The following is a 22172-nucleotide window of genomic DNA, read 5'->3' on the forward strand; positions in this document are numbered from 1 at the left end:
ATATGCGTCAATTTCTTAAGAACTTTGCACTAATCGCAATTGGCTTGATAGCTGGTGTAGCTGCCACTATTCAGCTTTCAGCAACTGCCCAACAAGGCGGGCAACTCCCGCTAGATGAGCTACGTACACTCTCAAATGTATTTGCCCAGATCAAGCGGGAGTATGTTGAACCTATTGAAGATAAGCAGCTCTTAACAGATGCCGTCAAAGGTATGGTCAGTAGCCTTGATCCTCACTCTACGTTTTTAGATAAAAAAGATTTCACAGAAATGCAAGAGCAAACTTCTGGGAAATTCGCAGGACTCGGAATTGAAATTACTTCTGAAGATGGTGTAGTAAAGGTTCTCAATCCAATTGAAGACAGCCCAGCCGCACGCGCCGGTTTACAAGCCGGAGATTTAATCACTCGCTTAGACGACAAACCTGTTCGCGGTATGTCTCTTGACAAAGCAGTGCGCACTATGCGCGGCACCCCTGGTACCAAAATTACCTTAACGGTTTATCGCAAAAGCGAGGAACGTAGCTTCCCAGTAACGATTACCCGCGCTGAAATCAAAGTGCAATCCGTTAAAGCAAAAATTGTTGATAACGATATCGCTTGGGTTCGCATTACCAGCTTCCAAGAGCGCACCGTTCCAGATCTTGCTAAAAAACTCACCGACCTTGCTAACCAGAATCCAAAGCTAAAAGGTGTCATTTTGGATCTTCGTAATAACGGTGGTGGCCTATTACAAGGTGCCGTTGGGGTTGCCGCGGCATTCTTGCCTGCGGACTCTGTAATTGTTTCAACCAAGGGGCAAGCGCCAGATTCCAAGCAAGTCTTTAATGCGACTCCAGCAATGTATCGGCTTAGCGAACCGGGCGATCCATTGGCGGGTGTCCCACCCATCTTCAAGAAATTGCCGATGGTCGTTTTGGTAAATGCCTATTCAGCTTCTGCATCTGAAATTGTTGCGGGTGCCTTACAAGACTACAAACGAGCAACCATTATTGGCAAAACTACTTTTGGTAAAGGTTCTGTGCAAACCGTTCGTCCATTAACAAATGATTCGGCCCTCAAAATCACAACCGCTTATTACTACACACCAAGCGGTAAGTCCATTCAGGCGTTTGGCATCAAACCAGATATTCCTGTTGATCAAAATAAAGATGGCGATCCTGATGATGTATTAATTACGCGTGAGATTGATAGCGAAAAACATTTACGTAATAAGCAATCTGCCGAAGATAAATTAATTAAGGATCGTGAAGAGCGCCGCCTACAAGAGCTTCAACGCATTGAAGATAAGAATGCTAAGAAAACTCCTGAAGAGAAAGAAAAGGACAAGAACAAGAAGCCTGTTGAACTGGGTAGCGCTGATGATTTCATGCTCACGCAAGCAGTGGCATTTATTAACGGTCAGCCGGTCAAGCGCTCATCATCCAAGCTTGAGTAATCAGCAATATGAATGATGAGCAGTTGCTTCGCTATTCAAGGCATGTATTGCTTGAGGATATCGATGTTCAGGGCCAAGAGAAGTTATTGCATGCCCATGCGTTAATCATAGGCGCCGGGGGTTTAGGTAGCGCAGCTGCACCATACCTAGTAGCTGCAGGTTTTGGGAGAATTACTCTCGTTGACCATGATGTTGTAGAGCTCACTAATCTACAACGACAAATCATGCATACCGAGCAAACAATTGGCAAAAGCAAAGTAGCTTCTGGCCAACAGTTCCTAGGGCAACTTAACTCTGGCGTTAAAGTTGATATTTTTCAAGAGAGAATTACGACTAATCTACTTGAAAAGCTATTACCAACAGTTGATATTGTTTTAGATTGCACCGACAACTTTAAAACTAGACAACTGATTAACGCGGCTTGTGTTCAATATCAAACACCACTCGTTTCTGGCTCTGCTTTGCGCTTTGATGGGCAGGTTTCTGTGTTTGATCCCCAAACCAAAACCTCTCCTTGCTATGCCTGCATCTTCCCCCCTGAAGAAGAATTCGAAGAAGTCAGTTGCTCGAGCATGGGCATCTTTTCTCCGCTAGTTGGCATCATCGGCGCCATCCAGGCCGCGCAAGCACTACAGGTCATTATTGGCTTCGGGGAGTCATTAGTGGGGCGAATGTTGCTCTGGAATGCTCGCACCACACAAGTAGATCAAATCAAAATTACTCGCAACCCCGACTGCCCAGTTTGCGGAAAAAATCACTCTAGCTAGGAGAACAAACGCTCTAAGGCTTTTGCTTGAGCTTCAGGCTCGTAAGCCTTAAGAACACGTGGGAAGCGAGCCTTTAAAATACCCGCATTAGCCTGTAGAATTTCTCGCTTGACAAATAAAAGCTGACTGAAGTGCATAGAGAAATCAGTCAAACCCATCGCAAGCAATAACTTCGTCAAACTGGGATCCCCGGCCATCTCTCCACAAACCGCCACAGGCACACCAGCACGCTTTGCTTGATCAATGATGTTGGCAATTAAATTCAGAATTGCGGGATGTAATGGGTCATATAAATGCGCCACTGCATGATCTGCGCGGTCAATGGCTAAGGTGTATTGAATTAAGTCATTGGTGCCAATAGATAAGAAATCAAATCGCTCAATAAACAAAGGAAGCACTAATGCAGCTGCTGGAATCTCAATCATGGCACCCACTTGAATATTGGGGTTAAATGACTGTCCACGCTGCAGTAACTGCTGCTTTGCTTTTTCAATTAGACGAAATGTTTCATCAATTTCTTTTGCATGAGCAAGCATTGGAATCATGATGCGTGCTTGGCCGTGTGCAGAGGCACGCAATATTGCCCTTAGCTGCGTAAGGAAAATTTCTGGCTCTGTTAAAGACCAACGAATAGCCCTTAAACCTAACGGTGATGTACCGGTTTGCGATACATCAGCACCACCCATACCCAATGCCTTATCAGCACCAACGTCAATCGTCCGAATATTGACTGGCAAACCATGCATGAGGTCTACAACACGACGGTATTCTTGATACTGCTGTTCTTCGTCTGGCAAGGCTTGCTTGCGATCCATGAATAAAAACTCAGAACGGAATAAGCCAACACCGACCGCACCTAACTTCACCGCTTGTATAGCATCTTCAGGTAACTCGATATTGGCAAAGAGCTCAATATCAACACGATCTAAAGTTTCTGTTTTAGCGTGCTTTAACTGTTGAAGTTTTCGTGCATCCTTTGCGGCCTGAGTTTGTAGCTTGCGATATTCGGCTAATAATTGCTCATCCGGAGCAACAACGACCACGCCTTGCTCGCCATCCAAAATAAGCCAGTCGCCATGACGAATCATTTCGCTGGCATGACGCACACCAACTACCGCCGGAATTTCCATGCTGCGCGCAACAATCGCAGTGTGAGAAGTTTTTCCACCAAGATCGGTTACGAAACCAGTAAACGCATGATCTTTGAAGCGCAACATGTCATGCGGAGCAATATCATGGGCAACAATGATGGACTCGACACCCACATCGCTCGATGGCAAGAATTCGGTCTCGAGAGTATCTTTTTGTGAATTGATTGCCTTAATGACGCGCTCTGCAACCTGACGAATATCATTCGCGCGTTCTTTTAGGTAAGGATCTTCAATTTCCGCAAACTGCTCAAGAAGGTCATTTAGCTCCGTAGTCAAAGCCCAGGCGGCATTCAGTCGTTGCGTCCGAATTAACTTAAGCGGTTTTTCTGCAAGGGCAGGATCTGCCAAGATCATGCCATGCACATCCAAAAATGCAGCCATCTCCTGAGGCGCATCTTTAGGCAAGCCTTGGCGCAACTGATCAAGCTCTAAACGCACTTGATCGAAAGCATCTAATAATTTTTTAGCTTCTGCATCTTCTTTGCCAGGCTCAACTAAATAATGACTAACCTCTAATGCTGCACGTGAAATCAGCACGGCCTTGCCAATGGCAATACCCTTTGATACTGGAATTCCGTGCAATGCAAATGTCATTCCTATTCGCCTTCTCCAAAGCGATCATTAATTAATGCAGTGAGAGCTTCCATAGCTTCATCCGCTTTTTCACCAACAGTCTCAAGCGTAACAGTGCTACCAATTCCAGCTGCCAACATCATCACACCCATAATACTTTTGGCATTAATTTGACGACCATTGCGTGACAGAAATATTTCGCAAGGAAATTGGGCTGCTAGCTGAGATAGCTTGGCTGAGGCTCTCGCATGTAAACCCAATTTGTTAATGATCTCAATTTCAGCAACAGGCATGTTTTTCTTCTCTCCTATTTACGCTTGGCTTACTTTTGCACCTAAGCGCAAAATACCGTTCTGGCCACCAGCCAAAGCCTTTTGGGCTAACTCTTCGAGATCTTCGGTGCGATGAGAAACGCAACGCATTAGCATCGGAAGATTTAGCCCAGCCAAAACAACCACGGGCGTATTTAATCCTGATAGCGGACCCAAGCCCTCTAGCTTAGAAGCCACGTTTGCGGGTGTCGCACCCATCACATCAGTCAAGATCAAAACACCGTTACCCGAATTCACTCCATAGGCAGCTTTTAAGACTCGGTCAAAACTAGCTTTGACATCTTCATGAGGTGGAATATCCACAGCCCGAATACGCTCAGGCAAAGCACCAAACGTATGCTCTACAAATCCTAGCATTGCGCTGGCTACAGGGGTATGCGCAACAATTACAATTCCTGCCATGTTATGACACCGCCCTTTCAAGCGCCTTTAACCAAAATTGAGGTACATCAAAATGGGTTTGATCTGTTATTTCAACAAAACAGGTCGGGCTAGTCACATTAATTTCAGTAAGACGACCGCCGATCAAATCCAATCCCACTAAGAATAAACCGCGTTGATTCAAAATAGGGGCTAACTTCTCTGCAACGTGTTTTTCAGCATCCGTTAAAGGCATTGCAACTCCTTTGCCTCCAGCTGCCAAATTACCTCGAATTTCTGCGCCCTGTGGAATACGAGCTAAAGCGAACGGCGCTACTTCGCCACCAATCAGCAATACACGCTTATCGCCTTGGGCAATCTCCGGCAAAAAGCGTTGAACCATCAATGTTCTTGCGCCGTTTTCGCCAAGCGTCTCAACAATACTTGCCAGATTTAAACCATCAGCACCAACTCTAAATACACCCATCCCACCCATGCCATCAAGGGGCTTAATCACGATGTCACGATGTTGACGATGAAACTCTTCAACCGCACTTAACTCTCGAGTGACTAATGTCGGTGGAATTAATTCAGGGAACTCAGTAATGGAAAGTTTTTCAGAATGATCGCGGACCGCGCTTGGGCTATTAAAAACTTTTGCGCCCTGTCTAACTGCCGCAGAGAGCAACCAAGTTGTATTCAGGTACTCAATATCAAACGGGGGGTCCGTCCTCATAAGCACAGCAGAGAAAACATTTAAGGATCGTGACTCAAGTTCACCCAATTCATACCAAGACGAGGAGGTTGGCTTAATGACTAAGCTCTGACAATCAGCAACTACTAAATTGTCTTTCCATAGAACATTGCGACTTTGGCAAAACCATAAGCGATGACCCGCCTCTTGAGCAACACGCATCATCGCTAGAGTGGAGTCTTTCTTTATCTTGAAAGATTCTAGAGGGTCCGCAATAAATAAAAGATCCATATAGTTTACGGCTCTATTGGCGGGTTATGCCGCCTCCATATCAGGATCGGTTCTCTCTAGCTCCAACGATGCAGCCAGCAAAGCTAAACGAGCAACAACACCATACAAATAGAATCGATTTGGTGCCGCACTACCTGGCTTAGCAGATAGATCGGGCATCGAGTTTTGCTCAAATGCTAGCGGAACAAAATGCATACCTGGAGCGTTGAGATTTTCATCGGGGCCACGATCAGTATGAACGCGATAGAAACCACCAATCACATATCGATCGATCATGTAAACCACTGGCTCTGCAACAGCCTCATTGACTTTCTCAAAGGTGTAAACCCCTTCCTGAATCAATACATCACTAACCTCAAGACCTTCTTTGACAACACTCATTTTGTTGCGGTCTTTGCGGTTCAGGCCTTTAAGCTGGGCTGGATCATTCACCACCATCACGCCCATGCCATAGGTGCCAGCATCCGCCTTCACAACAACATAAGGCTTATCTTTAATGCCATATTCACGATATTTCTTAGCAGTCTTTTTTAGCACTTGCTCTACAGCCGTCTGAAGTTCATCTTCACCCTTGCGCTCATGGAAATTGATATTTGAGCAACTTGTGAAATACGGATTAATCATCCACGGATCAATATCAACAACTTTTGCAAACTTCTTAGCAACTTCTTCATACGCAGCAAAGTGATTGGACTTACGACGCACATGCCAACCAGCATGCAAGCCTGGCAATAAATACTGTTCGTAGATATTCTCTAAAATTGGAGGAATGCCCGCAGACAAATCATTGTTTAGCAAAATAGAACAAGGATCAAAGTCTTTCAAGCCCAAGCGTTGTTTCTTCAAACCCAAGCGCGACAGAGGCTCCATAAGGAGTCGATTACCATCTGGCAATTCAATCCAAGTTGGCTTCTTAATCTCTTCAGAAAAAGTTCCTAGGCGAACATTCAATCCTGCTTGACGCAAGATTGAGGACAAGCGAGCAATGTTTTGGAGATAGAAGGTATTACGAGTATGACGCTCTGGTATCAATAGTAAATTTTTGGCTTCTGGACAAATCTTCTCGATAGCAGCCATCGCAGCTTGCACTGCCAAAGGCAACATTTGCGGAGAGAGATTATTAAATCCACCAGGAAACAGATTGGTGTCGACTGGGGCCAGCTTGAAACCGGAATTTCGTAAATCAACCGAGCAATAGAATGGCGGCGTGTGCTCTTGCCACTCAAGCCTGAACCAGCGCTCAATAGTTGGGGTTGCTTCAAGCACCTTTGACTCAAGTTCGAGCAAGGGGCCACTTAGGGCGGTAATGAGATGTGGAACCATTCCACCATTGTAAGATTTTTAAAAGAAAGACGCGGGATCCTAGGATCCCGCGCTTAAAATACCGAACAGCCCTTAAAAGCCATCCGGTGAGGGGTAAAGCAGATTAAGACTCGTAGGCAGACTCGCCATGAGAGGTGATATCCAAGCCTTCGCGCTCTTCTTCTTCCTTCACACGTAAACCGATCACGATATCGATCAATTTGAATGCAATGTAAGAAACTACGCCAGACCAGATCACAGTGGTAATTACACCCTGCGCCTGAATCCACAATTGGCTAGCAATAGAGTAATCAGGAGCAACAGCGTTCGCTACGTAATCCCACACACCTGAACCACCCAACGCAGGGTCAGCGAATACGCCGGTCAATAAAGCACCAGTAATACCGCCTACGCCGTGAACACCAAATACGTCCAAGCTGTCATCAGAGCCAAGGATTTTCTTGAGACCAGTAACACCCCAAAGACAAACTACGCCAGCGATCAAGCCAATGATGATTGAGCCCATTGGGCCAGCAAAACCAGCTGCAGGAGTAATTGCAACTAGACCCGCTACGCAACCAGATGCAGCGCCCAGCATAGAAGGCTTGCCTTTAAGAACCCACTCAGCAACAGACCAACCCAACACTGCAGCAGCAGTTGCCAAGTAGGTGTTTACGAATGCCAATGCAGCGCTTCCGTTTGCTTCGAGTGCAGAACCTGCATTGAAACCAAACCAGCCAAACCACAAGAGTGCAGCACCAGTCATTACATAAACTAAGTTATGTGGCTTCATTGCTTCTTTACCGTAACCAATACGCTTGCCGATTACAAATGAACCTACCAAACCAGCGATCGCGGCATTGATGTGCACAACGGTGCCGCCAGCAAAGTCGAGAACACCTTTCTGCCACAGCCAACCAGCACGAGCAGTAATAGCTTCGAGCGATGCAGCATCTTTGATGTCATCTGGACCAGGCCAGAACCAAACCATATGAGCGATAGGCAAGTAGCTGAATGTGAACCAAATAACCATGAACACTAGGATTGCAGAAAACTTAGCACGCTCAGCAAAAGAGCCAATGATCAAGCAGCAAGTAATCGTTGCAAACACTGCCTGGAAAGCCATGAATACATATTCAGGAATCACAACACCCTTACTAAAGGTTGCCGCAACTGAATCTGGATTCATGCCACCCAAGAACAGACGATCAAGCCCACCCAAGAATGCCCCGCCTTCCGTGAATGCAAAGCTATAACCGTATATAGACCAGAGCACTGTAATCAAAGAGAAGACCATGAAGCATTGCATGCAAATGGAAAGAATATTTTTGCTACGAGTTAAGCCACCGTAAAACAAAGCTAAGCCTGGAAGTGTCATCAATAACACTAATGCAGTGGAAACCATCATCCATGCTGTATCAGCTTTATTGCACTTTTCAGAGCAAAGTACAGGCGCAGGTTCTGCAGCTGCTGGTGTTGCGGCAGGAGCAGTAACTGCTGGCTTTTTAACTTCATCAGCGTGCGCTGGCGAAGTCACCATTACGCCAGTAGCGCCAATAGCCAAGGCCATCGCGCCACCAGCAACAAGTCGTTTCATCCAAGTTAACATTTTGAACCTCTCTTTAAAGTGCTGACGCGCCGGTTTCACCGGTACGAATACGAATGACGTGCTCAACTGGGGAGACAAAAATCTTGCCATCGCCAATCTTGCCAGTACGCGCAGATTTTTCAATCGCTTCAATCGCACGCTCCAAGATGCCATCTTCAACAGCAGCTTCAATTTTTACCTTAGGTAAAAAATCAACAACATATTCAGCACCGCGATACAACTCGGTGTGACCCTTTTGACGACCAAAGCCTTTAACTTCAGTGACGGTGATGCCCGAAACTCCAACTTCTGAGAGAGCTTCGCGCACTTCGTCAAGCTTGAAGGGCTTGATGATTGCGGTAATTAATTTCATATTTTTCTCCGTTCAGAGGTGGAAATTAGAAAGTCTTAGTTAAAGAAATTAAGCCTGTGGATTTACCCAAGTTCTTGCCTTGTGGGCTGAGGTAGGTATAGGATCCTCCATAGGTAGCAGCGTTTGTACCGACATATGCAAGGGCAGCCGATAAACCTCCTCCAAAATCTTTAGTAATTCCTAACTTCCAATCAGTATAAGAATACAAAGTGCTATTGCTAACGTTTGGTGTAGAGGATGCAGCAGGCTGATTTCCAGCAACATACTGATATCCAACATGTCCATTTAATGACAGACCCCATACGCCAGTGTCGTAATTTAAAGTTAAGTCTGGATAATATGAGCCAGTAGAATTAACGTTTCCAAATAAAGTGCTAACAGCATAAGATACTTTTGCAAATCCAGTCACAGGACCAAAAGTAAAGTTTTGTGCCGCATAAATTTCAGTGGTGTTTGGATTTGCCATCACATTGCTTGTGGGATAACCCGAGGTTGGATAAAAGTACTGCAAAACACCAACATCTGTTGCAAAACCTTCACCAATTAACTCTTTCTTGTAACCAGCATAGAAGTCCATCTCAATGGGCGCAGAAATTGACTTTGTAGTGTACCCAGAGTTGACGCCGCCTGTTGATGTTGAATCACTGATCCAGCTAATCGAGCTGTTCCAGTTTCCGATGTAGAAACCACTCTCATGAGCGTAATCAAAACCTCCTTGAATCGCTGGCTTAAAGTTTGATTGGCTGATACCACGATAGCGGTAGTCATTAACAATCGTTACGTTTGCAGCGATTGGGCTACCAGCATCTTCTGGATCGGTTGGTGTGTCAGCAGCAAACGCAGCCGAACACGCCAAACCTGATAGCAATGCAACTGCTGCTGCAGAAATTGCTCTCTTATGTAAAGTTTTCATGTATTACTCCTTACTGTTTGTAATCAAAAAAGGGATTAATGCTTATTGCATGGGGTGATGATGAAGGGCAGGCCTCTATTGAATTTCCAGCCATTCCCCTTATTAATGCCATTGCACTCTTTTAGTGCTTTTTATTGCACCGATAATGTGCATTTCTTCAATTTTTAGGCTTTTTTGGCGTTTTTCCCCATTTTTGGTGCCTCAAATTAAAATATGAATGTGTATCTTTTACGCAACTACTAATCTCACTAAAGAACCCATCATGCAAAAACCTGGCGAAATCCTCGAGCAAATTCAACGCATCGCTAACGACATGCAAAACAAAGTAGGGGAAGCAATTCGCAATTCTCCGGCTCAAGAAATTGAAAAAAATGTTCGAGCCATGATGAATCAAGGTTTCCAAAAAATGGATTTGGTTACTCGTGAAGAATTTGAATTGCAAACAAAGGTTCTTGCCAAGACCAGAGAAAAACTAGAGGCACTAGAGGCAAAGGTTGCCGCTCTAGAGCAAATAAAGTAATTGCTCGATTGATTTAATTACCTAGTGTTTTTAGTCAGGATAAAACTCGTTAAAGAAGTTTGCGTATTCTTCTTTTGCTAAAAGTGTCTTTGCGTCACTGGTATTTGCATTGGAGTGCAATACCGATACTTGATATAGCAGCACATTCTTATTGTCATCTGCTCTTGTAATCCACCGAACTCGCATTACTTGCTGAGCTTTGCTGGTTTGATTAAAGACAATATAATAGTCAGTTGTTGCAATACGCTGATGTTGGCTGTTTTGGAAATAGGCTGGCTCACTAATTACAGATCCTCCAGAGGCTTTCGCTCTATCCAATAAATTACTTTGTAACTGTTTCGTGATTTTTTGTACTAAATCGGTATTCACTTGTTTCGCAGGAATATCAATTGAACTGATGGAGTAAATATCATCATCTATCTTGACGGCTTCGAGAGTCTGACGAAACTCTTGATCGCCAATTGGAATCTGACGCTCTAACTTGTCTGGCTTACCTGGAAATAAGGCTGTATATCGTTGCTCAGGCGATTGCATTGTTCGCCAGTTGAGCTTTGGACTGCAAGCAACTAACAGTAGAAAAAGGGTTGCAAGTAGGTAAGACCGAACAAGACCCTTAAACAACACCCGCTCCATGTGCCTGCTGATCAGCGTGATAGCTAGAGCGCACCATAGCGCCCACTGCCGCATGAGAAAAGCCCATTTCATAAGCCTTTTCTTCAAACATTTTGAATACATCTGGATGCACATAGCGTGTCACGGGCAAGTGATGACCCGAAGGCGCAAGATATTGACCAATAGTCAACATATCAATATTGTGCTCGCGCATATCACGCATGACTTCCAATATTTCTTCATCAGTTTCACCAAGTCCAACCATTAATCCACTCTTAGTTGGAATATGTGGAAAGCGCTCTTTGAACTCTTTCAATAGCTTTAAAGAATTTAAATAATCTGCGCCTGGACGAGCCTGCTTATACAAACGCGGAACTGTTTCTAAATTGTGATTCATGACGTCTGGCAAACCTTTGGGGGCATGCTCAGCAAAAATATCCAATGCCTTATCTAAACGCCCACGAAAATCTGGCACCAAAACCTCTATGCGAGTAGTTGGCGATAGTTCACGAGACTGCGTGATGCAATCTACGTAATGCATAGCACCGCCATCGCGTAAGTCATCGCGATCCACACTAGTAATGACTACATAGTTCAGCTTTAAGGCTGCAATAGTGCGAGCCAAATTCGCTGGCTCTTTTTGATCGAGGGGATCAGGTCTACCATGACCTACGTCACAAAACGGACAACGTCTTGTGCACTTGTCGCCCATGATCATGAATGTCGCGGTACCTTTACCAAAGCACTCGCCGATATTTGGGCAGCTTGCCTCTTCACAAACTGTTACTAATTCGTTTTCACGCAAAATCTTTTTGATTTCAGCAAAACGAGAATTTCCGGAGGCGGCCTTCACCCGAATCCAGTCGGGCTTTTTTAATACTTCTTCAAGAGGAACAATTTTGATCGGAATACGAGCAGTCTTCTCACTCGATTTTTGTTTACGAGTGGCATCGTATTGAAGATCTTGACGTTCTTCAACTGTCTGCTTGGTATCGGATTTATTTATTGTCATCTGGTGTTATCTAACTCATTCAAGCTTAGTTGCTTTTGTAAATACTTCAAAAGCACTTGGCTAATAGTGTCTATATTGTCCTTGATCCCGAGAGTTTGCATATCAACCGTCTTTAAGCCCTCATAACCACAGGGGTGGATACGCCCAAATGCCTCTAAGTCGGTGGACACATTTAACGCCAACCCGTGATACGAGCAGCTTCTAGAGACTTTGAGCCCCAAAGCAGCAACCTTAGCTCCCACCCACTCACCCGATACTCCATCCTGCTCTGACACATAAATTCCTGGGGCGCCCTGCTTACGCTCAGCTTGCACGCCAAAATCTGACAGGGTGTCAATCACCGCTTGCTCAATGCGAAATACTAGTTCTTTAACAAAAATTCCTAAGCGCTTCAGATCAAGCAATAAATAAACGACAAGCTGACCTGGACCATGATAAGTAATCTCACCACCCCGATCGACCTGAACCATCGGAATTTGATTGCTGGGAGTATGCAAATTACTAGCGTCTCCGGCCAAACCCAAAGTAAATACCGGAGGATGCTCTAAGACCCAGATCTCATCTGGAGTATTAGCATCGCGTTCCTTAGTAAACGTCTGCATTGCTTCATACGTTTTAGCGTAATCCGCTACACCAAGATGTTTAACTAAAGCCTTCATCGAGTGGTTTTAAAGAACAATGCTTACCAATGGATGAGTAGACAAAGTGCGATAAAGCTCATCTAATTGCTCGCGACTAGTTGCCGTGATAGGCAATGTAATACCTAAATAATTTCCATCTTTTGAAGGTCGCTGCTCTACCTTGCCTTCATCAAAAGTGGGATCAAACTGTTTTGCAATGTGCACAATGGCAGGCAAATATTCAGGAATATTTTTTCCCATAACCTTGATGGGAAACAGCGACGGATATTCAATTAGCGATTTTTCTTCAGCCATAGCGATGTTCTTTTTTCTTGTTCTGTTCTTTGGGTTTTATTGTTTTCGGTGATCTGGCATTCCCAGCCAAGCACCAGTAATGATGTTGCGAATGCAATGTAATCTACGATGGAAAAAATGATCGGCTCCAGGAACCACTTGAACTGTTAATTCTTGGGGGCGCGCCCAATCAAGCACATCAATCAATGGAATCGTTTCATCCAGTTCACCATGAATCAAAATTGTGTCTGCAGGTACTTGTGCCAAAGTCCATTTGCCCGCAGCACTTCCCACCATGACTAATCTCTCAGCAGGTCGACCCAGCTCTGCCAAGCGCTGAACCAAATGACTGCCTACAAAGCTGCCAAATGAAAACCCAGAAACTACCAGCGGTAAAGTGTTCGCCGAATTAACCCAAGGGTGACTAGCAGTTGCCTCAAACTGAGACCAACTAGATGGGGTTTGCATCCACTCAGTGACATGCAATAAATCTTCTAACTCGCCAACGCCGTCATCATGCACCCCAGCCGTACCGCCAACGCCACGAAAATTCGGCCGTACACTTACATAACCCAATTGGTTGAATGAACGAGCCATTGTTTGTGCAACCTTGTTATCCATGGTTCCGCCCATCAATGGATGAGGGTGGGCCACCAATGCTAGGCCACGCACTGCAAAGTTAGGATCGTTTTTCAGCTCATCCGGAAGATCAATCGACATTTCGATTGGGCCAACAATTCCATCAATCTGAATTAATTTAGTACGGCTATTCATACAAAATACTTTCAACAATAAAAGCGGCTATATCTATCTAAGCAAGCTGTAAGCGGGCTACAGGAAAGCCTTTAATTAAGTGAGATTGAATAATCTCTTCTACATCCTCTTGATCAATCAAGGTGTACCAGATGCCCTCTGGATACACAACCATTACCGGACCATCAGCGCAACGATCTAGGCAGCCTGCTTTATTGACCCGAATTTTTCCAGGGCCCGCAAGACCTAATTCTCTAACTCTGTTCTTCGCATACTCAAATAGAGCAAATGCGTTATGACGATCGCAACAATCATCACCATTGCTGCGCTGATTTAAACAAAAGAATAAATGATGAGAAAAAGTCATAGATAAATAATTTCAGTATTGAGAGTGTGGTTGAGGACGAAATGCGTTGCGAATCATCCAAACAAAAGCCATGGGCAACCATATCACCGAAACCCACTGCATCAACTCATTAAAGTGCAATAGCCGTCCTTGATTCCAATGTCTTAAAGTCAAAATGAAATAAGGATTATCAGGCATTATGTTAATGACGACAGTGATGCCAATCAAACAACTTATTGCCAAAAACCATTTGGTTCGCTGAGGCAAGCCCAAGGCCCAACGTAAGGCGATGGTTGCTAAAAACATGCCCCAAAAAGCACCCGTAGTCAGCCAAATAAAGCTGAACTCAACGCCAAATTGCAGCGCTGTAAAGAAAGTTTTCAGAACAACCGTAAAGCAGAGCAAGCCATTTAAGATTTGCCACTGCGGCGCTTTGGCACGCATCCCCAAAGAAAGAAGCAAGGCCACACCAAGCCAACAAAAACCAGTAATGAACATCTCTTGAGCAATTTGATTGACCACAAGAGTTCCCCAATCAATTGAACCAAAAATGACATGTCCCCAAACGCCCACTCCCAGCCATGAACTTTGTGGATAAATTTGTGACCAAGGAAAAAGCAAAAAGAGCGCACAGACTGCCCAATTCAAACCAAACCACTGATCAAACCTTCGTCGTATTGCGCTACCAGATAACCACTGGGGACCTAAAGGAATCGCCAGCAAGGCGCCCAATAGACCTCCAAATACATTTGCCCACCAATCCATCAGACTAGGGATGCGCGTTGGTAACCATGACTGCAAAGTTTCTACACTCAATGCCAGTGCTGCACTCAAACTAATAGCTATACCTAATGCCACAAAATTTTGCCAACGGGGATATGCAGCGAAAACCAATAAAAATCCAAAGGGGATATACGCCAGAATGTTTACCGAAACATCGAAAAGGGTAATAAATCGTGGCAAAGGGGCATCAATCCATGTATATGCGCCAATACCGTTATGAAAATTAAAATCAAACGGGTTTAAGCTCATATATACAATCAACAAGGCATAAACAAGACTCATTGCGCGCGCAAGTGGCATGGCCTGCAATGGCCACAACAACTGACGGGGGCGGTGATCTTTTGAATGCATTCCACAATTCTAGGTCAGACCTTTCTACAATGGCGAAATGACTGCTAATTGCATCCTCGAACGCGTTGCCGAGACCAAGTCCACCAATGATGATCTTTTGGAGCGTTGGCGTACGGGTCAGTTAATTGACCCCGTAGCCAGAATTGCCCATAGACAGACTGCTGGAAAAGGAAGGGCTGGGCGGGCTTGGCTATCGAACCCAGATGACTCCATCTGCTTTTCTATGGCCTACCCCTTCAAGAGAAGCCCCGCACAATTAGCAGGCCTTAGCCTATTGGTAGGCTTAGCGGTAATTGAAGGCATCGCAAAAGCTTGCGGTCTGGATAAGTCTCTACTTTTGCAAGCCGGTCTTCGTCTGAAGTGGCCAAATGATCTGCTGTTAAACAATGCCAAGCTTGGGGGAATTTTGATCGAGGGCGGACAAGCAAAACCCGCTGACCCTAGTTGGATGATTATTGGCATTGGCCTCAATTTACGCAACGCGAGCTCAATAGAAAAAAATCTTCATGAGGTCGGCACAAAAGTCAGCGCTATTGAAGATTTACTGCCAAAGGATTCGGCGCTACCAGACGCGGAGTATCTTTGGTTAAGTTTGCTTGACTCCTTAGAGCAACACTTGCAGAATTTCGATGCCCAAGGATTTACCCCATATCAGCAAGCATGGAGCGAATGGGATGCCTATGCAAATCAAGCTGTCTGCCTTTCGGGAGCTGGTAAAGAGCCTATCTATGGTCTAGCAAAAGGCATTGGTGCAGATGGCGCGCTTCTGCTTGAAAAAGATGAAAAAGTGATTTCAATTTATGCAGGCGATGTTTCTTTAAGAGTGCAGTCATGAGCCTATATTTAATTTTTGATGTTGGTAATACGCGTCTCAAATGGGCTGCCGTGGAGTCCACAAAACAACCATCTGATCAACAAAAAAAATTATGGGATTACTCTGGCTCCATTAATACTCAATCACTGCAGTCTGCCGAACATCGTGCAGAGTTAGCTGATTACATCTCTAAAACATTACCTAAGCCTGATGTCATTGCTTTTAGTTGCGTTGCTGGTAAAGAAGTAATAAATCAACTTCAGTCACTATTTCCACAATGGCAAGATATTCAGTGGAAACAACTTGGTGGCGATAGCACCTTTGATGGAATACGTACCCTTTATCAAGATCCAAGTAAATTAGGGTCTGATCGCTGGAGCGCTATTATTGGCGCCCGTTCCTTATCCAAAACAAATGCGCTCATCATCAATGCAGGCACTGCAACGACTATCGACCTACTAGGCTCAAATGGTGTGCACTACGGCGGCTGGATTCTGCCAGGTCTCAGTTTGATGCACCAAAGCCTAGAAGCTAACACGGCGCAACTACCACTTGCAGTTCGCGATGCATCTGAGCAAGGATTTGGAACATCTACAAACGAAGCCATTATTGGTGGGTGTGATGCAGCACAAATTGGTGCTATTCAATACGCACTAGATCTGGCTAAACAAATGAATCTGCCAGTAGAAAAAATTTGGTTCGATGGGGGAAACGCAAAAACGCTGATGAATCAAATTCGGCAAGCGAATATACTAAGCACCCAGAAGATTGAAGTCAGCGAAGGTCTAGTTTTGCGTGGTGTTTGGGCCTGGCTGTTAAAAAATCTCTAAAAGACAAACAAAGTAGGCAACATCCTAGGAACGTATTTTTCCAAGCAAACTAGTAGTTGAGCGTTCATATAAAAATGGGATGGCAACAGCCTTGCCTCCCCACGTTTTTACCAGCTTAGTCTCCGCTAAGGTATCGATTTCATAATCCCCGCCCTTGACATAAATATCTGGATGAATTTGCTCAATTAAATTGACTGGGGTTTGTTCAGAAAATACGACCACCAAGTCAACGCTCTCCAATGCTGCCAGCAATGCTTGGCGATCAGCTTCTACATTGATTGGCCTATCATCGCCTTTGCCTAACATCTTGACCGAAGAATCTGAGTTAACACCTACCACCATGCTAGCTCCCAGTGCTCGTGCTTGGGCGAGATAACTGGCATGCCCGCGATGCAAAATATCAAAGACGCCATTGGTAAAAACAAGGGGTCTTGGTAATTTTGAAATACGCTCCTGAAGTTGCGCTGGGGTGCAGACTTTAGACTCAAAAGAGGGCGAAGGATATGTACTCATACTGCAATATTAATAGCTTTGAGTCCCCTCCTGCGATATTCATCAGAATGTCTTAGACTTGGTAGGCATAACTAGAAGAAAAGAGACTTTATGAACCCTAGAGTAAATAGCCGCCTGACCGCTTGGCTCTTCATATTTTTTATTGGCTTTCCCTTATTTAACAGTGCACAAGCAGCCTCCAGCTGCAGCCCCTTGTTATCCCATACCTTCCCTCGTCTACAAGATGAGGCTCTTCAAAATCTCTGCCAATACCAAGGCAAGGTTATTTTGGTAGTTAATACCGCCAGCTTTTGTGGATTTACAAGTCAATATGAGGGTCTGGAAAAAATTTATGCCAAATATAAGGACAAAGGATTTGTCGTTTTAGGATTCCCATCAAATGATTTTGGGCAACAAGAGCCTGGCAGCAATAAAGAAATTGCTGATTTCTGCAAAAACACTTATGACGTCAAATTTCCGATGTTTGCAAAGAGCAGTGTTTATGGAAACAATCCAAACCCACTCTTCAAAATGCTGATTGCAAAAACTGGCACCACACCAAAGTGGAACTTTTATAAATATTTGATTGATCGCAAAGGTAACGTGGTAGATTCGTTCGGTAGCGTCACAAAACCAACAAGCAGTTCTATCACCGATCAGATTGAAAAACTTTTAGAGGAAAAAGCGCAGTGAGCAAAAAAAGAATTGCCATCATTGGCGCTGGCATTTCTGGCTTAGGATGCGCATACGCTCTTCGCCAGCAGCCTAACATAGAGCTTACCGTCTATGAGGGTGGGAACCATATTGGCGGCCATAGTAATACTGTTGACTTCACATATGAGCACGCTGGCAAGCAATTGTCTTATGGTGTAGATACTGGTTTTCTAGTTTTCAATCGCAAAACTTATCCGCGCTTAGTGAGGCTATTTGAAGAGATTCAGGTCCCAATAGCACCCTCTGAAATGTCGTTTTCAGTTTCAATTGATACCTCCGAGAAAAATCCATCCCACCCCAAGCTTGAGTGGGCTGGTAATGACATTAATTCTCTCTTTGGTCAGCGATCCAACCTGCTTTCACCCTCTTTCTGGCGCATGACATACGACATCTTGCGCTTCAATCGCCTAGCAACAAAGTTGGCTCACGATCAAATTGCAGCCGGCCATCAATATTCAGAACCGGATGAAACAATTGCAAGCTTCTTAGATCGCAATCGATTTAGCCAAAGCTTCAGAGAAAATTATTTTTTACCGATGATCGGCGCAATTTGGTCATGCTCTGTTGAGCAAATGCTCGAGTTCCCGATTCAAACTATGATTCGCTTTTGTCACAACCACGGCCTTTTGCAAATTCAGAATCGGCCTCAGTGGCTTACTGTTCGTGGTGGGTCGCGTGAATACGTCAAGCGTATCGTGCATGCCCTAGAACAAAATAAAGTCACTATCAAGCGAGAGGGTGTATTGCGTGTTAATGCGGCGCAAGATGGATCCGCTGCAGAAGTTATTAGCACCTCAGGATCTGCCTTTTTTGATGAGGTAGTAATGGCCTGCCATAGCGATCAAACCCTAGCCTTGCTTCACGGCATTGGCCAAGAGGCTAAAGATATTTTGGCTGCAATTCCATATCAAGAGAATCGCGCCATTCTCCATACTGACACCAACTTTCTACCGAAAACGAAACGTTGCTGGGCGGCATGGAACTACACCGCTAAATCAGGCGCCACACCATCATCCAAGCAACATGTGAGCGTAAATTACCTCATTAACCTTTTACAGCCCCTACCAAAAGAGCTGAAAGGCACACAAATCATTGTGAGCTTAAATCCCTCCGCAGAACCTAATCCAAAATTAGTACAACAAGAAATTCAGTATTCGCACCCCGTGTTTGATATGAAGGCAATTCAAGCGCAAAAAGCATTGCCACTCATTCAAGGAACATCCTCAATCTGGTACTGTGGTGCCTGGACTGGCTTTGGCTTTCACGAGGATGGATTGCGCTCGGGGGAGCTCGTTGCAGAGGCATTAATTGAGGGCCTGCACTCGCCATTAAATTCCATGCCCAAGCAAGATGCTTGCTAAATGAATCAAGCAAAGATTAATTTTGGGGTAGTTAAGCATAGCCGCTTAAGGCCAGCAAGAAATGCGTTCTCTTATGGTGTTTTCACCATCTCCATTCCTATGCGGGCGCGTAAACACGACCCATTTCTTTTGGTTGACTCAGGCTTAAGCGACAATCGCCCAGGCTTATGTTCTTTCTACGATAAAGATCATGGTCGTGGTGAAACTGATAGCCTTGCATGGATAGAAGAGGTTTTACAGAAGCATGGCATCAGCCAAATTGATGGCGAAATTTGGTTGCAGACTTTTCCTAGAGTCCTAGGTTATGTCTTTAATCCCGTCAGTTTTTGGATTTGTACCAATAAAGACAATACAGTCCGCGCAATATTGGCTGAAGTAAATAATACCTTTGGAGAGCGACACTGCTATTTACTACACAAGGATTCTGGCGAGCAGATCAGATCTGGTGAAACGCTTATCAGTAAAAAAGCATTTCATGTCTCGCCATTTTGCGAGGTTCGTGGCGAGTACCAATTTCGGTTTTTGTTCCCCGAAGATAGCCAATCCAAAAGAAATATCCTTGCCAGAATTGAGCTACATGAAGATGGGCTACCGCTCATAAACACCAGCATCAGCGGAATAGGTCGCCCCCTTACTAAATCTGCTCTATATCTAGCTCTATTGCGCTATCCCTTGATGAGTCTCGGGGTGATATTTCGCATTCATTGGCAGGCATTGAAATTATGGCTAAAAGGTGTACCCTTTCATTCAAAGCCAAAACCACCGAAGTTTGAAGTCAGCAAATGAATCGCCCAGGACAAAATTTACTTTCACGCCTCAATTTTTCAAATCATAAAAGAGGCGCATCGCATTCACCTAAAGGTGACTACAGCACAAAATTTATTCTCAACTTACTATCCCAGCTCAATAGCGGCTATCTCAAAATGACTTTGCCGGATGGCCAGGTAAGAGAATTTGGCAATAAAGCAGATGCGCTGCAAGCTAACATTCAAATCTTCGACTGGATTGTATTCAAGGATCTAATGTCTCATGGAGATATTGGTTTTGCAGAAAGCTACATTCGAGGTGAATGGGATAGCACTGACCTAAAAAAGATTTTAGAACTTGCTGTTCGGAACCGCACCATCCTTGAAAAAGCAATTTACGGCAGCTGGCTTGGATCCATTTTCTACCGCTTGAAGCATTGGTTAAGAGACAACACAAAATCCGGAAGTCGCAAGAATATTCATGCGCACTACGACTTAGGCAACGCATTCTATAGCCTGTGGCTTGACCCTAGCATGAGTTATTCCAGCGCATGGTTTTCTGATAGCACAAAGCAAACTCTTACTGATGCGCAAAGATCCAAAATTAAACGCATCTTAAGCTCTCTCAATACCAAGCCAGGTGATCACATTCTAGAAATTGGCTGTGGCTGGGGCGGAGTAATGGAAGAGGCATTGCTCAGCGGTAGATCCATCACAGGACTTACTTTGTCTACCGAACAAAAAGCATTTGCAGAAAATCGACTGAAAAACCTTGAGGCTATTTCAGGCAACCAAAATCATTTTGAGGTTCGTCTACAGGACTATCGCGATTGCCAAGAGCAATTTGATGGGATCGCCTCAGTTGAAATGTTTGAGGCGGTTGGCGAAAAGCACTGGCCTGAGTATTTTCAAACACTTGCAAAATGCCTTAAGTCTAGCGGTAAAGCATGTATTCAAACAATTGTCATTGCCGATCATCTATTCGAGCGCTATCGTCACAGTACAGACTTTATTCAGCAATATGTATTTCCTGGGGGCATGCTTCCGTCACGTGCTAGTTTTAAAGCTGCCGCCACTAAAGCAGGATTGATAATAGAAAACGAATTTGCATTCGGGCTGGATTACGCCAAAACACTCTGTATTTGGCGCGACAACTTTAATCACAAACTTCAAGAAATTCGTAATCTAGGTTTTGATGAAGCCTTTATTCGACTCTGGAATTTTTATCTTATGTATTGCGCTGCCGGATTTGCTGAACGCAGCATTGATGTTGTTCAATTCACCCTTAGCCACGCATCACCAAAGGCATCACCTGATGCCCTGACTTTATGAAGCAAACCGGAATCGATAGCTTCTCAGATAAGCGCATTTGGATTATTGGCGCCTCTAGTGGAATTGGTGAGGCATGTGCCAGATCACTAATCGACCAAAATGCACGGGTTATTCTTTCAAGTAGACGGATTGAGCGCTTAAATGCAATTGCACAAGACGCAAAAGCTGATCAAGCATTAGTAATTCCACTAGACGTAACCAATGATGAGCAGTTAGCCACTTCTTATGAAAAGATCATCAACATGTGGGGTGGCATCGATTTACTCTTATTTGTATCGGGCATCTACACCCCCTTGAGAGCAGATGCCTTTGATATCCATATTGCCGAACAAACTATTGATGCCAATCTTCTTGGGCCCATGAAAGCGGTAGCACTCGTTCTGCCAAAAATGCTACAAGCACAAAGAGGCAATATTGCGATTGTTGGCAGTGTTGCTGGCTACAGTGGCTTACCTAAGGCTTTGGCATATGGTCCTAGCAAAGCGGCCATCATTAACTTTTGCGAAATCCTATACTACGACTTGCTCCCTAAAGGCATTGGAGTGCATATGATTTCTCCAGGCTTTGTGGCAACAGAAGCGACCGCACAGAATGATTTTGAAATGCCAGCCTTAATTAGTGCCGAAGAAGCGGCTTCAGAAATATTAAATGGCATTCAGAAAGGCGAATTTGACATTCACTTTCCCAAACGATTCTCAAGATTTTTGAAATTCCTGAGAATATTGCCTTACCCAATCTATTTTTGGATTGTGCGCCGTTTCGTCAAAATCTAAAGCCTGATTAATCTCGGGCTTGATTAATCATTATTAGCG

At 44.5% G+C, this 22172-nt stretch carries 26 protein-coding genes; 10 read left to right on the plus strand and 16 right to left on the minus strand.

The genetic code is table 11. From position 1 onward, the window contains the following. The first annotated feature begins 2 nt into the window (after positions 1-2). Together NHB35_RS10160 and NHB35_RS10165 are read left to right on the plus strand one after the other, a co-directional pair. Complete coding sequence (locus NHB35_RS10160; protein ID WP_353432246.1) at positions 3-1436, plus strand: S41 family peptidase; 1434 nt, start codon at positions 3-5, stop codon at positions 1434-1436. A gap of 8 nt (positions 1437-1444) precedes the next feature. Then, a complete protein-coding gene (locus tag NHB35_RS10165) occupies positions 1445-2203 on the plus strand; it encodes a HesA/MoeB/ThiF family protein (protein ID WP_353432247.1) in 759 nt (252 codons plus the stop codon). Here NHB35_RS10165 and ptsP read toward each other — a convergent pair. From ptsP to NHB35_RS10205, 8 genes are all read right to left on the minus strand, one after another. Then, a complete protein-coding gene (ptsP, locus tag NHB35_RS10170; protein ID WP_353432249.1) occupies positions 2200-3948 on the minus strand; it encodes a phosphoenolpyruvate--protein phosphotransferase in 1749 nt (582 codons plus the stop codon). The genes NHB35_RS10165 and ptsP overlap by 4 nt on opposite strands. Positions 3949-3950: 2 nt before the next feature. Further along, complete coding sequence (locus NHB35_RS10175) at positions 3951-4220, minus strand: HPr family phosphocarrier protein (RefSeq protein WP_353427375.1); 270 nt, start codon at positions 4218-4220, stop codon at positions 3951-3953. An 18-nt stretch (positions 4221-4238) separates the two neighbouring features. Next, positions 4239-4661: a PTS fructose transporter subunit IIA gene (locus NHB35_RS10180; RefSeq protein WP_353432250.1), complete on the minus strand. Its 423-nt coding sequence runs from the start codon at positions 4659-4661 to the stop codon at positions 4239-4241. A gap of 1 nt (position 4662) precedes the next feature. Next, positions 4663-5604, minus strand: coding sequence for a glutathione synthase (gene gshB / locus NHB35_RS10185; RefSeq protein WP_353432251.1), 942 nt, complete (start codon positions 5602-5604; stop codon positions 4663-4665). Between the two features lie 24 nt (positions 5605-5628). Continuing rightward, a complete protein-coding gene (gene gshA / locus NHB35_RS10190; protein ID WP_353432252.1) occupies positions 5629-6927 on the minus strand; it encodes a glutamate--cysteine ligase in 1299 nt (432 codons plus the stop codon). A gap of 103 nt (positions 6928-7030) precedes the next feature. Then, positions 7031-8515 (minus strand): ammonium transporter, encoded by a 1485-nt coding sequence (locus NHB35_RS10195; RefSeq protein ID WP_353432253.1) that lies wholly within the window; start codon positions 8513-8515, stop codon positions 7031-7033. Positions 8516-8528: 13 nt separating this feature from the next. Beyond that, positions 8529-8867 (minus strand): P-II family nitrogen regulator, encoded by a 339-nt coding sequence (locus NHB35_RS10200; protein ID WP_011903792.1) that lies wholly within the window; start codon positions 8865-8867, stop codon positions 8529-8531. A 25-nt stretch (positions 8868-8892) separates the two neighbouring features. Continuing rightward, positions 8893-9780 carry a TorF family putative porin gene (locus NHB35_RS10205; protein WP_353432254.1) on the minus strand — a complete coding sequence of 296 codons (888 nt, stop codon included), beginning with the start codon at positions 9778-9780 and terminating at the stop codon, positions 8893-8895. 262 nt (positions 9781-10042) lie between these two features. On the opposite strand from NHB35_RS10205, the gene NHB35_RS10210 reads away from it, so the two are divergent. After that, positions 10043-10300, plus strand: a complete 258-nt coding sequence (locus tag NHB35_RS10210; RefSeq protein ID WP_353433439.1) for an accessory factor UbiK family protein — start codon at positions 10043-10045, stop codon at positions 10298-10300. Positions 10301-10330: 30 nt separating this feature from the next. On the opposite strand, the gene NHB35_RS10215 is transcribed toward NHB35_RS10210, so the two are convergent. Genes NHB35_RS10215 through NHB35_RS10245 form a run of 7 tightly spaced genes read right to left on the minus strand, consistent with a single transcriptional unit; the run spans position 10331 to position 15071 of the window. Further along, on the minus strand, positions 10331-10921 hold the full coding sequence (locus NHB35_RS10215; protein ID WP_353432255.1) for a hypothetical protein: 591 nt from the start codon (positions 10919-10921) through the stop codon (positions 10331-10333). Then, entirely contained in the window at positions 10914-11924 is a 1011-nt protein-coding gene (gene lipA, locus NHB35_RS10220) for a lipoyl synthase (protein ID WP_353432256.1), read from the minus strand. Before lipA ends, NHB35_RS10215 begins: the two co-directional genes overlap by 8 nt. Then, a complete protein-coding gene (gene lipB, locus NHB35_RS10225) occupies positions 11921-12583 on the minus strand; it encodes a lipoyl(octanoyl) transferase LipB (RefSeq protein WP_353432257.1) in 663 nt (220 codons plus the stop codon). The genes lipA and lipB overlap by 4 nt, the downstream gene beginning before the upstream one ends. A 9-nt stretch (positions 12584-12592) precedes the next feature. Next, on the minus strand, positions 12593-12859 hold the full coding sequence (locus NHB35_RS10230) for a DUF493 family protein (RefSeq protein ID WP_353432258.1): 267 nt from the start codon (positions 12857-12859) through the stop codon (positions 12593-12595). A gap of 36 nt (positions 12860-12895) precedes the next feature. Beyond that, positions 12896-13612, minus strand: a complete 717-nt coding sequence (locus NHB35_RS10235) for an alpha/beta hydrolase (RefSeq protein WP_353432259.1) — start codon at positions 13610-13612, stop codon at positions 12896-12898. 37 nt (positions 13613-13649) lie between these two features. Beyond that, positions 13650-13958: a ferredoxin gene (locus NHB35_RS10240; protein ID WP_353432260.1), complete on the minus strand. Its 309-nt coding sequence runs from the start codon at positions 13956-13958 to the stop codon at positions 13650-13652. Between the two features lie 12 nt (positions 13959-13970). Continuing rightward, positions 13971-15071: a VanZ family protein gene (locus tag NHB35_RS10245; protein ID WP_353432261.1), complete on the minus strand. Its 1101-nt coding sequence runs from the start codon at positions 15069-15071 to the stop codon at positions 13971-13973. A 37-nt stretch (positions 15072-15108) separates the two neighbouring features. Here NHB35_RS10245 and NHB35_RS10250 point away from each other — a divergent pair, with 37 nt between their 5' ends. Next, positions 15109-15906: a biotin--[acetyl-CoA-carboxylase] ligase gene (locus NHB35_RS10250; RefSeq protein WP_353432262.1), complete on the plus strand. Its 798-nt coding sequence runs from the start codon at positions 15109-15111 to the stop codon at positions 15904-15906. Then, positions 15903-16715, plus strand: a complete 813-nt coding sequence (locus NHB35_RS10255) for a type III pantothenate kinase (protein ID WP_353432263.1) — start codon at positions 15903-15905, stop codon at positions 16713-16715. The genes NHB35_RS10250 and NHB35_RS10255 overlap by 4 nt, the downstream gene beginning before the upstream one ends. 24 nt (positions 16716-16739) lie before the next feature. Here NHB35_RS10255 and rfaE2 read toward each other — a convergent pair whose 3' ends face one another. Continuing rightward, entirely contained in the window at positions 16740-17228 is a 489-nt protein-coding gene (rfaE2, locus tag NHB35_RS10260) for a D-glycero-beta-D-manno-heptose 1-phosphate adenylyltransferase (RefSeq protein ID WP_353432264.1), read from the minus strand. A 90-nt stretch (positions 17229-17318) separates the two neighbouring features. Here rfaE2 and NHB35_RS10265 point away from each other — a divergent pair, with 90 nt between their 5' ends. From NHB35_RS10265 to NHB35_RS10285, 5 genes are read left to right on the plus strand one after another with little or no spacing between them, the layout of a single operon-like run. Then, positions 17319-17900, plus strand: a complete 582-nt coding sequence (locus tag NHB35_RS10265; protein WP_353432265.1) for a glutathione peroxidase — start codon at positions 17319-17321, stop codon at positions 17898-17900. Beyond that, the gene (locus NHB35_RS10270; protein ID WP_353432266.1) at positions 17897-19282 is read left to right on the plus strand and encodes an FAD-dependent oxidoreductase; all 1386 of its coding nucleotides are present in this window, start codon (positions 17897-17899) and stop codon (positions 19280-19282) included. The genes NHB35_RS10265 and NHB35_RS10270 overlap by 4 nt, the downstream gene beginning before the upstream one ends. Beyond that, on the plus strand, positions 19283-20068 hold the full coding sequence (locus NHB35_RS10275) for a DUF1365 domain-containing protein (protein WP_353432267.1): 786 nt from the start codon (positions 19283-19285) through the stop codon (positions 20066-20068). After that, positions 20065-21360: a cyclopropane-fatty-acyl-phospholipid synthase family protein gene (locus NHB35_RS10280; protein WP_353432268.1), complete on the plus strand. Its 1296-nt coding sequence runs from the start codon at positions 20065-20067 to the stop codon at positions 21358-21360. The genes NHB35_RS10275 and NHB35_RS10280 overlap by 4 nt, the downstream gene beginning before the upstream one ends. Next, the gene (locus NHB35_RS10285) at positions 21357-22133 is read left to right on the plus strand and encodes an SDR family NAD(P)-dependent oxidoreductase (RefSeq protein WP_353432269.1); all 777 of its coding nucleotides are present in this window, start codon (positions 21357-21359) and stop codon (positions 22131-22133) included. The genes NHB35_RS10280 and NHB35_RS10285 overlap by 4 nt, the downstream gene beginning before the upstream one ends. The last annotated feature ends 39 nt before the right edge of the window (positions 22134-22172 follow it).

The sequence above is a fragment of the Polynucleobacter sp. MWH-UH23A genome, assembly GCF_040409805.1.
Lineage (GTDB): Bacteria > Pseudomonadota > Gammaproteobacteria > Burkholderiales > Burkholderiaceae > Polynucleobacter.

Coding starts and splice junctions, on each gene's coding strand:
- NHB35_RS10160 (WP_353432246.1), top strand. CDS start 3: ATGCGTCAATTTCTTAAGAACTTTGCACTAATCGCAATTGGCTTGATA.
- NHB35_RS10165 (WP_353432247.1), top strand. CDS start 1,445: ATGAATGATGAGCAGTTGCTTCGCTATTCAAGGCATGTATTGCTTGAG.
- ptsP (WP_353432249.1), bottom strand. CDS start 3,948: ATGACATTTGCATTGCACGGAATTCCAGTATCAAAGGGTATTGCCATT.
- NHB35_RS10175 (WP_353427375.1), bottom strand. CDS start 4,220: ATGCCTGTTGCTGAAATTGAGATCATTAACAAATTGGGTTTACATGCG.
- NHB35_RS10180 (WP_353432250.1), bottom strand. CDS start 4,661: ATGGCAGGAATTGTAATTGTTGCGCATACCCCTGTAGCCAGCGCAATG.
- gshB (WP_353432251.1), bottom strand. CDS start 5,604: ATGGATCTTTTATTTATTGCGGACCCTCTAGAATCTTTCAAGATAAAG.
- gshA (WP_353432252.1), bottom strand. CDS start 6,927: ATGGTTCCACATCTCATTACCGCCCTAAGTGGCCCCTTGCTCGAACTT.
- NHB35_RS10195 (WP_353432253.1), bottom strand. CDS start 8,515: ATGTTAACTTGGATGAAACGACTTGTTGCTGGTGGCGCGATGGCCTTG.
- NHB35_RS10200 (WP_011903792.1), bottom strand. CDS start 8,867: ATGAAATTAATTACCGCAATCATCAAGCCCTTCAAGCTTGACGAAGTG.
- NHB35_RS10205 (WP_353432254.1), bottom strand. CDS start 9,780: ATGAAAACTTTACATAAGAGAGCAATTTCTGCAGCAGCAGTTGCATTG.
- NHB35_RS10210 (WP_353433439.1), top strand. CDS start 10,043: ATGCAAAAACCTGGCGAAATCCTCGAGCAAATTCAACGCATCGCTAAC.
- lipA (WP_353432256.1), bottom strand. CDS start 11,924: ATGACAATAAATAAATCCGATACCAAGCAGACAGTTGAAGAACGTCAA.
- lipB (WP_353432257.1), bottom strand. CDS start 12,583: ATGAAGGCTTTAGTTAAACATCTTGGTGTAGCGGATTACGCTAAAACG.
- NHB35_RS10230 (WP_353432258.1), bottom strand. CDS start 12,859: ATGGCTGAAGAAAAATCGCTAATTGAATATCCGTCGCTGTTTCCCATC.
- NHB35_RS10235 (WP_353432259.1), bottom strand. CDS start 13,612: ATGAATAGCCGTACTAAATTAATTCAGATTGATGGAATTGTTGGCCCA.
- NHB35_RS10240 (WP_353432260.1), bottom strand. CDS start 13,958: ATGACTTTTTCTCATCATTTATTCTTTTGTTTAAATCAGCGCAGCAAT.
- NHB35_RS10245 (WP_353432261.1), bottom strand. CDS start 15,071: ATGCATTCAAAAGATCACCGCCCCCGTCAGTTGTTGTGGCCATTGCAG.
- NHB35_RS10250 (WP_353432262.1), top strand. CDS start 15,109: ATGACTGCTAATTGCATCCTCGAACGCGTTGCCGAGACCAAGTCCACC.
- NHB35_RS10255 (WP_353432263.1), top strand. CDS start 15,903: ATGAGCCTATATTTAATTTTTGATGTTGGTAATACGCGTCTCAAATGG.
- rfaE2 (WP_353432264.1), bottom strand. CDS start 17,228: ATGAGTACATATCCTTCGCCCTCTTTTGAGTCTAAAGTCTGCACCCCA.
- NHB35_RS10265 (WP_353432265.1), top strand. CDS start 17,319: ATGAACCCTAGAGTAAATAGCCGCCTGACCGCTTGGCTCTTCATATTT.
- NHB35_RS10275 (WP_353432267.1), top strand. CDS start 19,283: ATGAATCAAGCAAAGATTAATTTTGGGGTAGTTAAGCATAGCCGCTTA.
- NHB35_RS10280 (WP_353432268.1), top strand. CDS start 20,065: ATGAATCGCCCAGGACAAAATTTACTTTCACGCCTCAATTTTTCAAAT.
- NHB35_RS10285 (WP_353432269.1), top strand. CDS start 21,357: ATGAAGCAAACCGGAATCGATAGCTTCTCAGATAAGCGCATTTGGATT.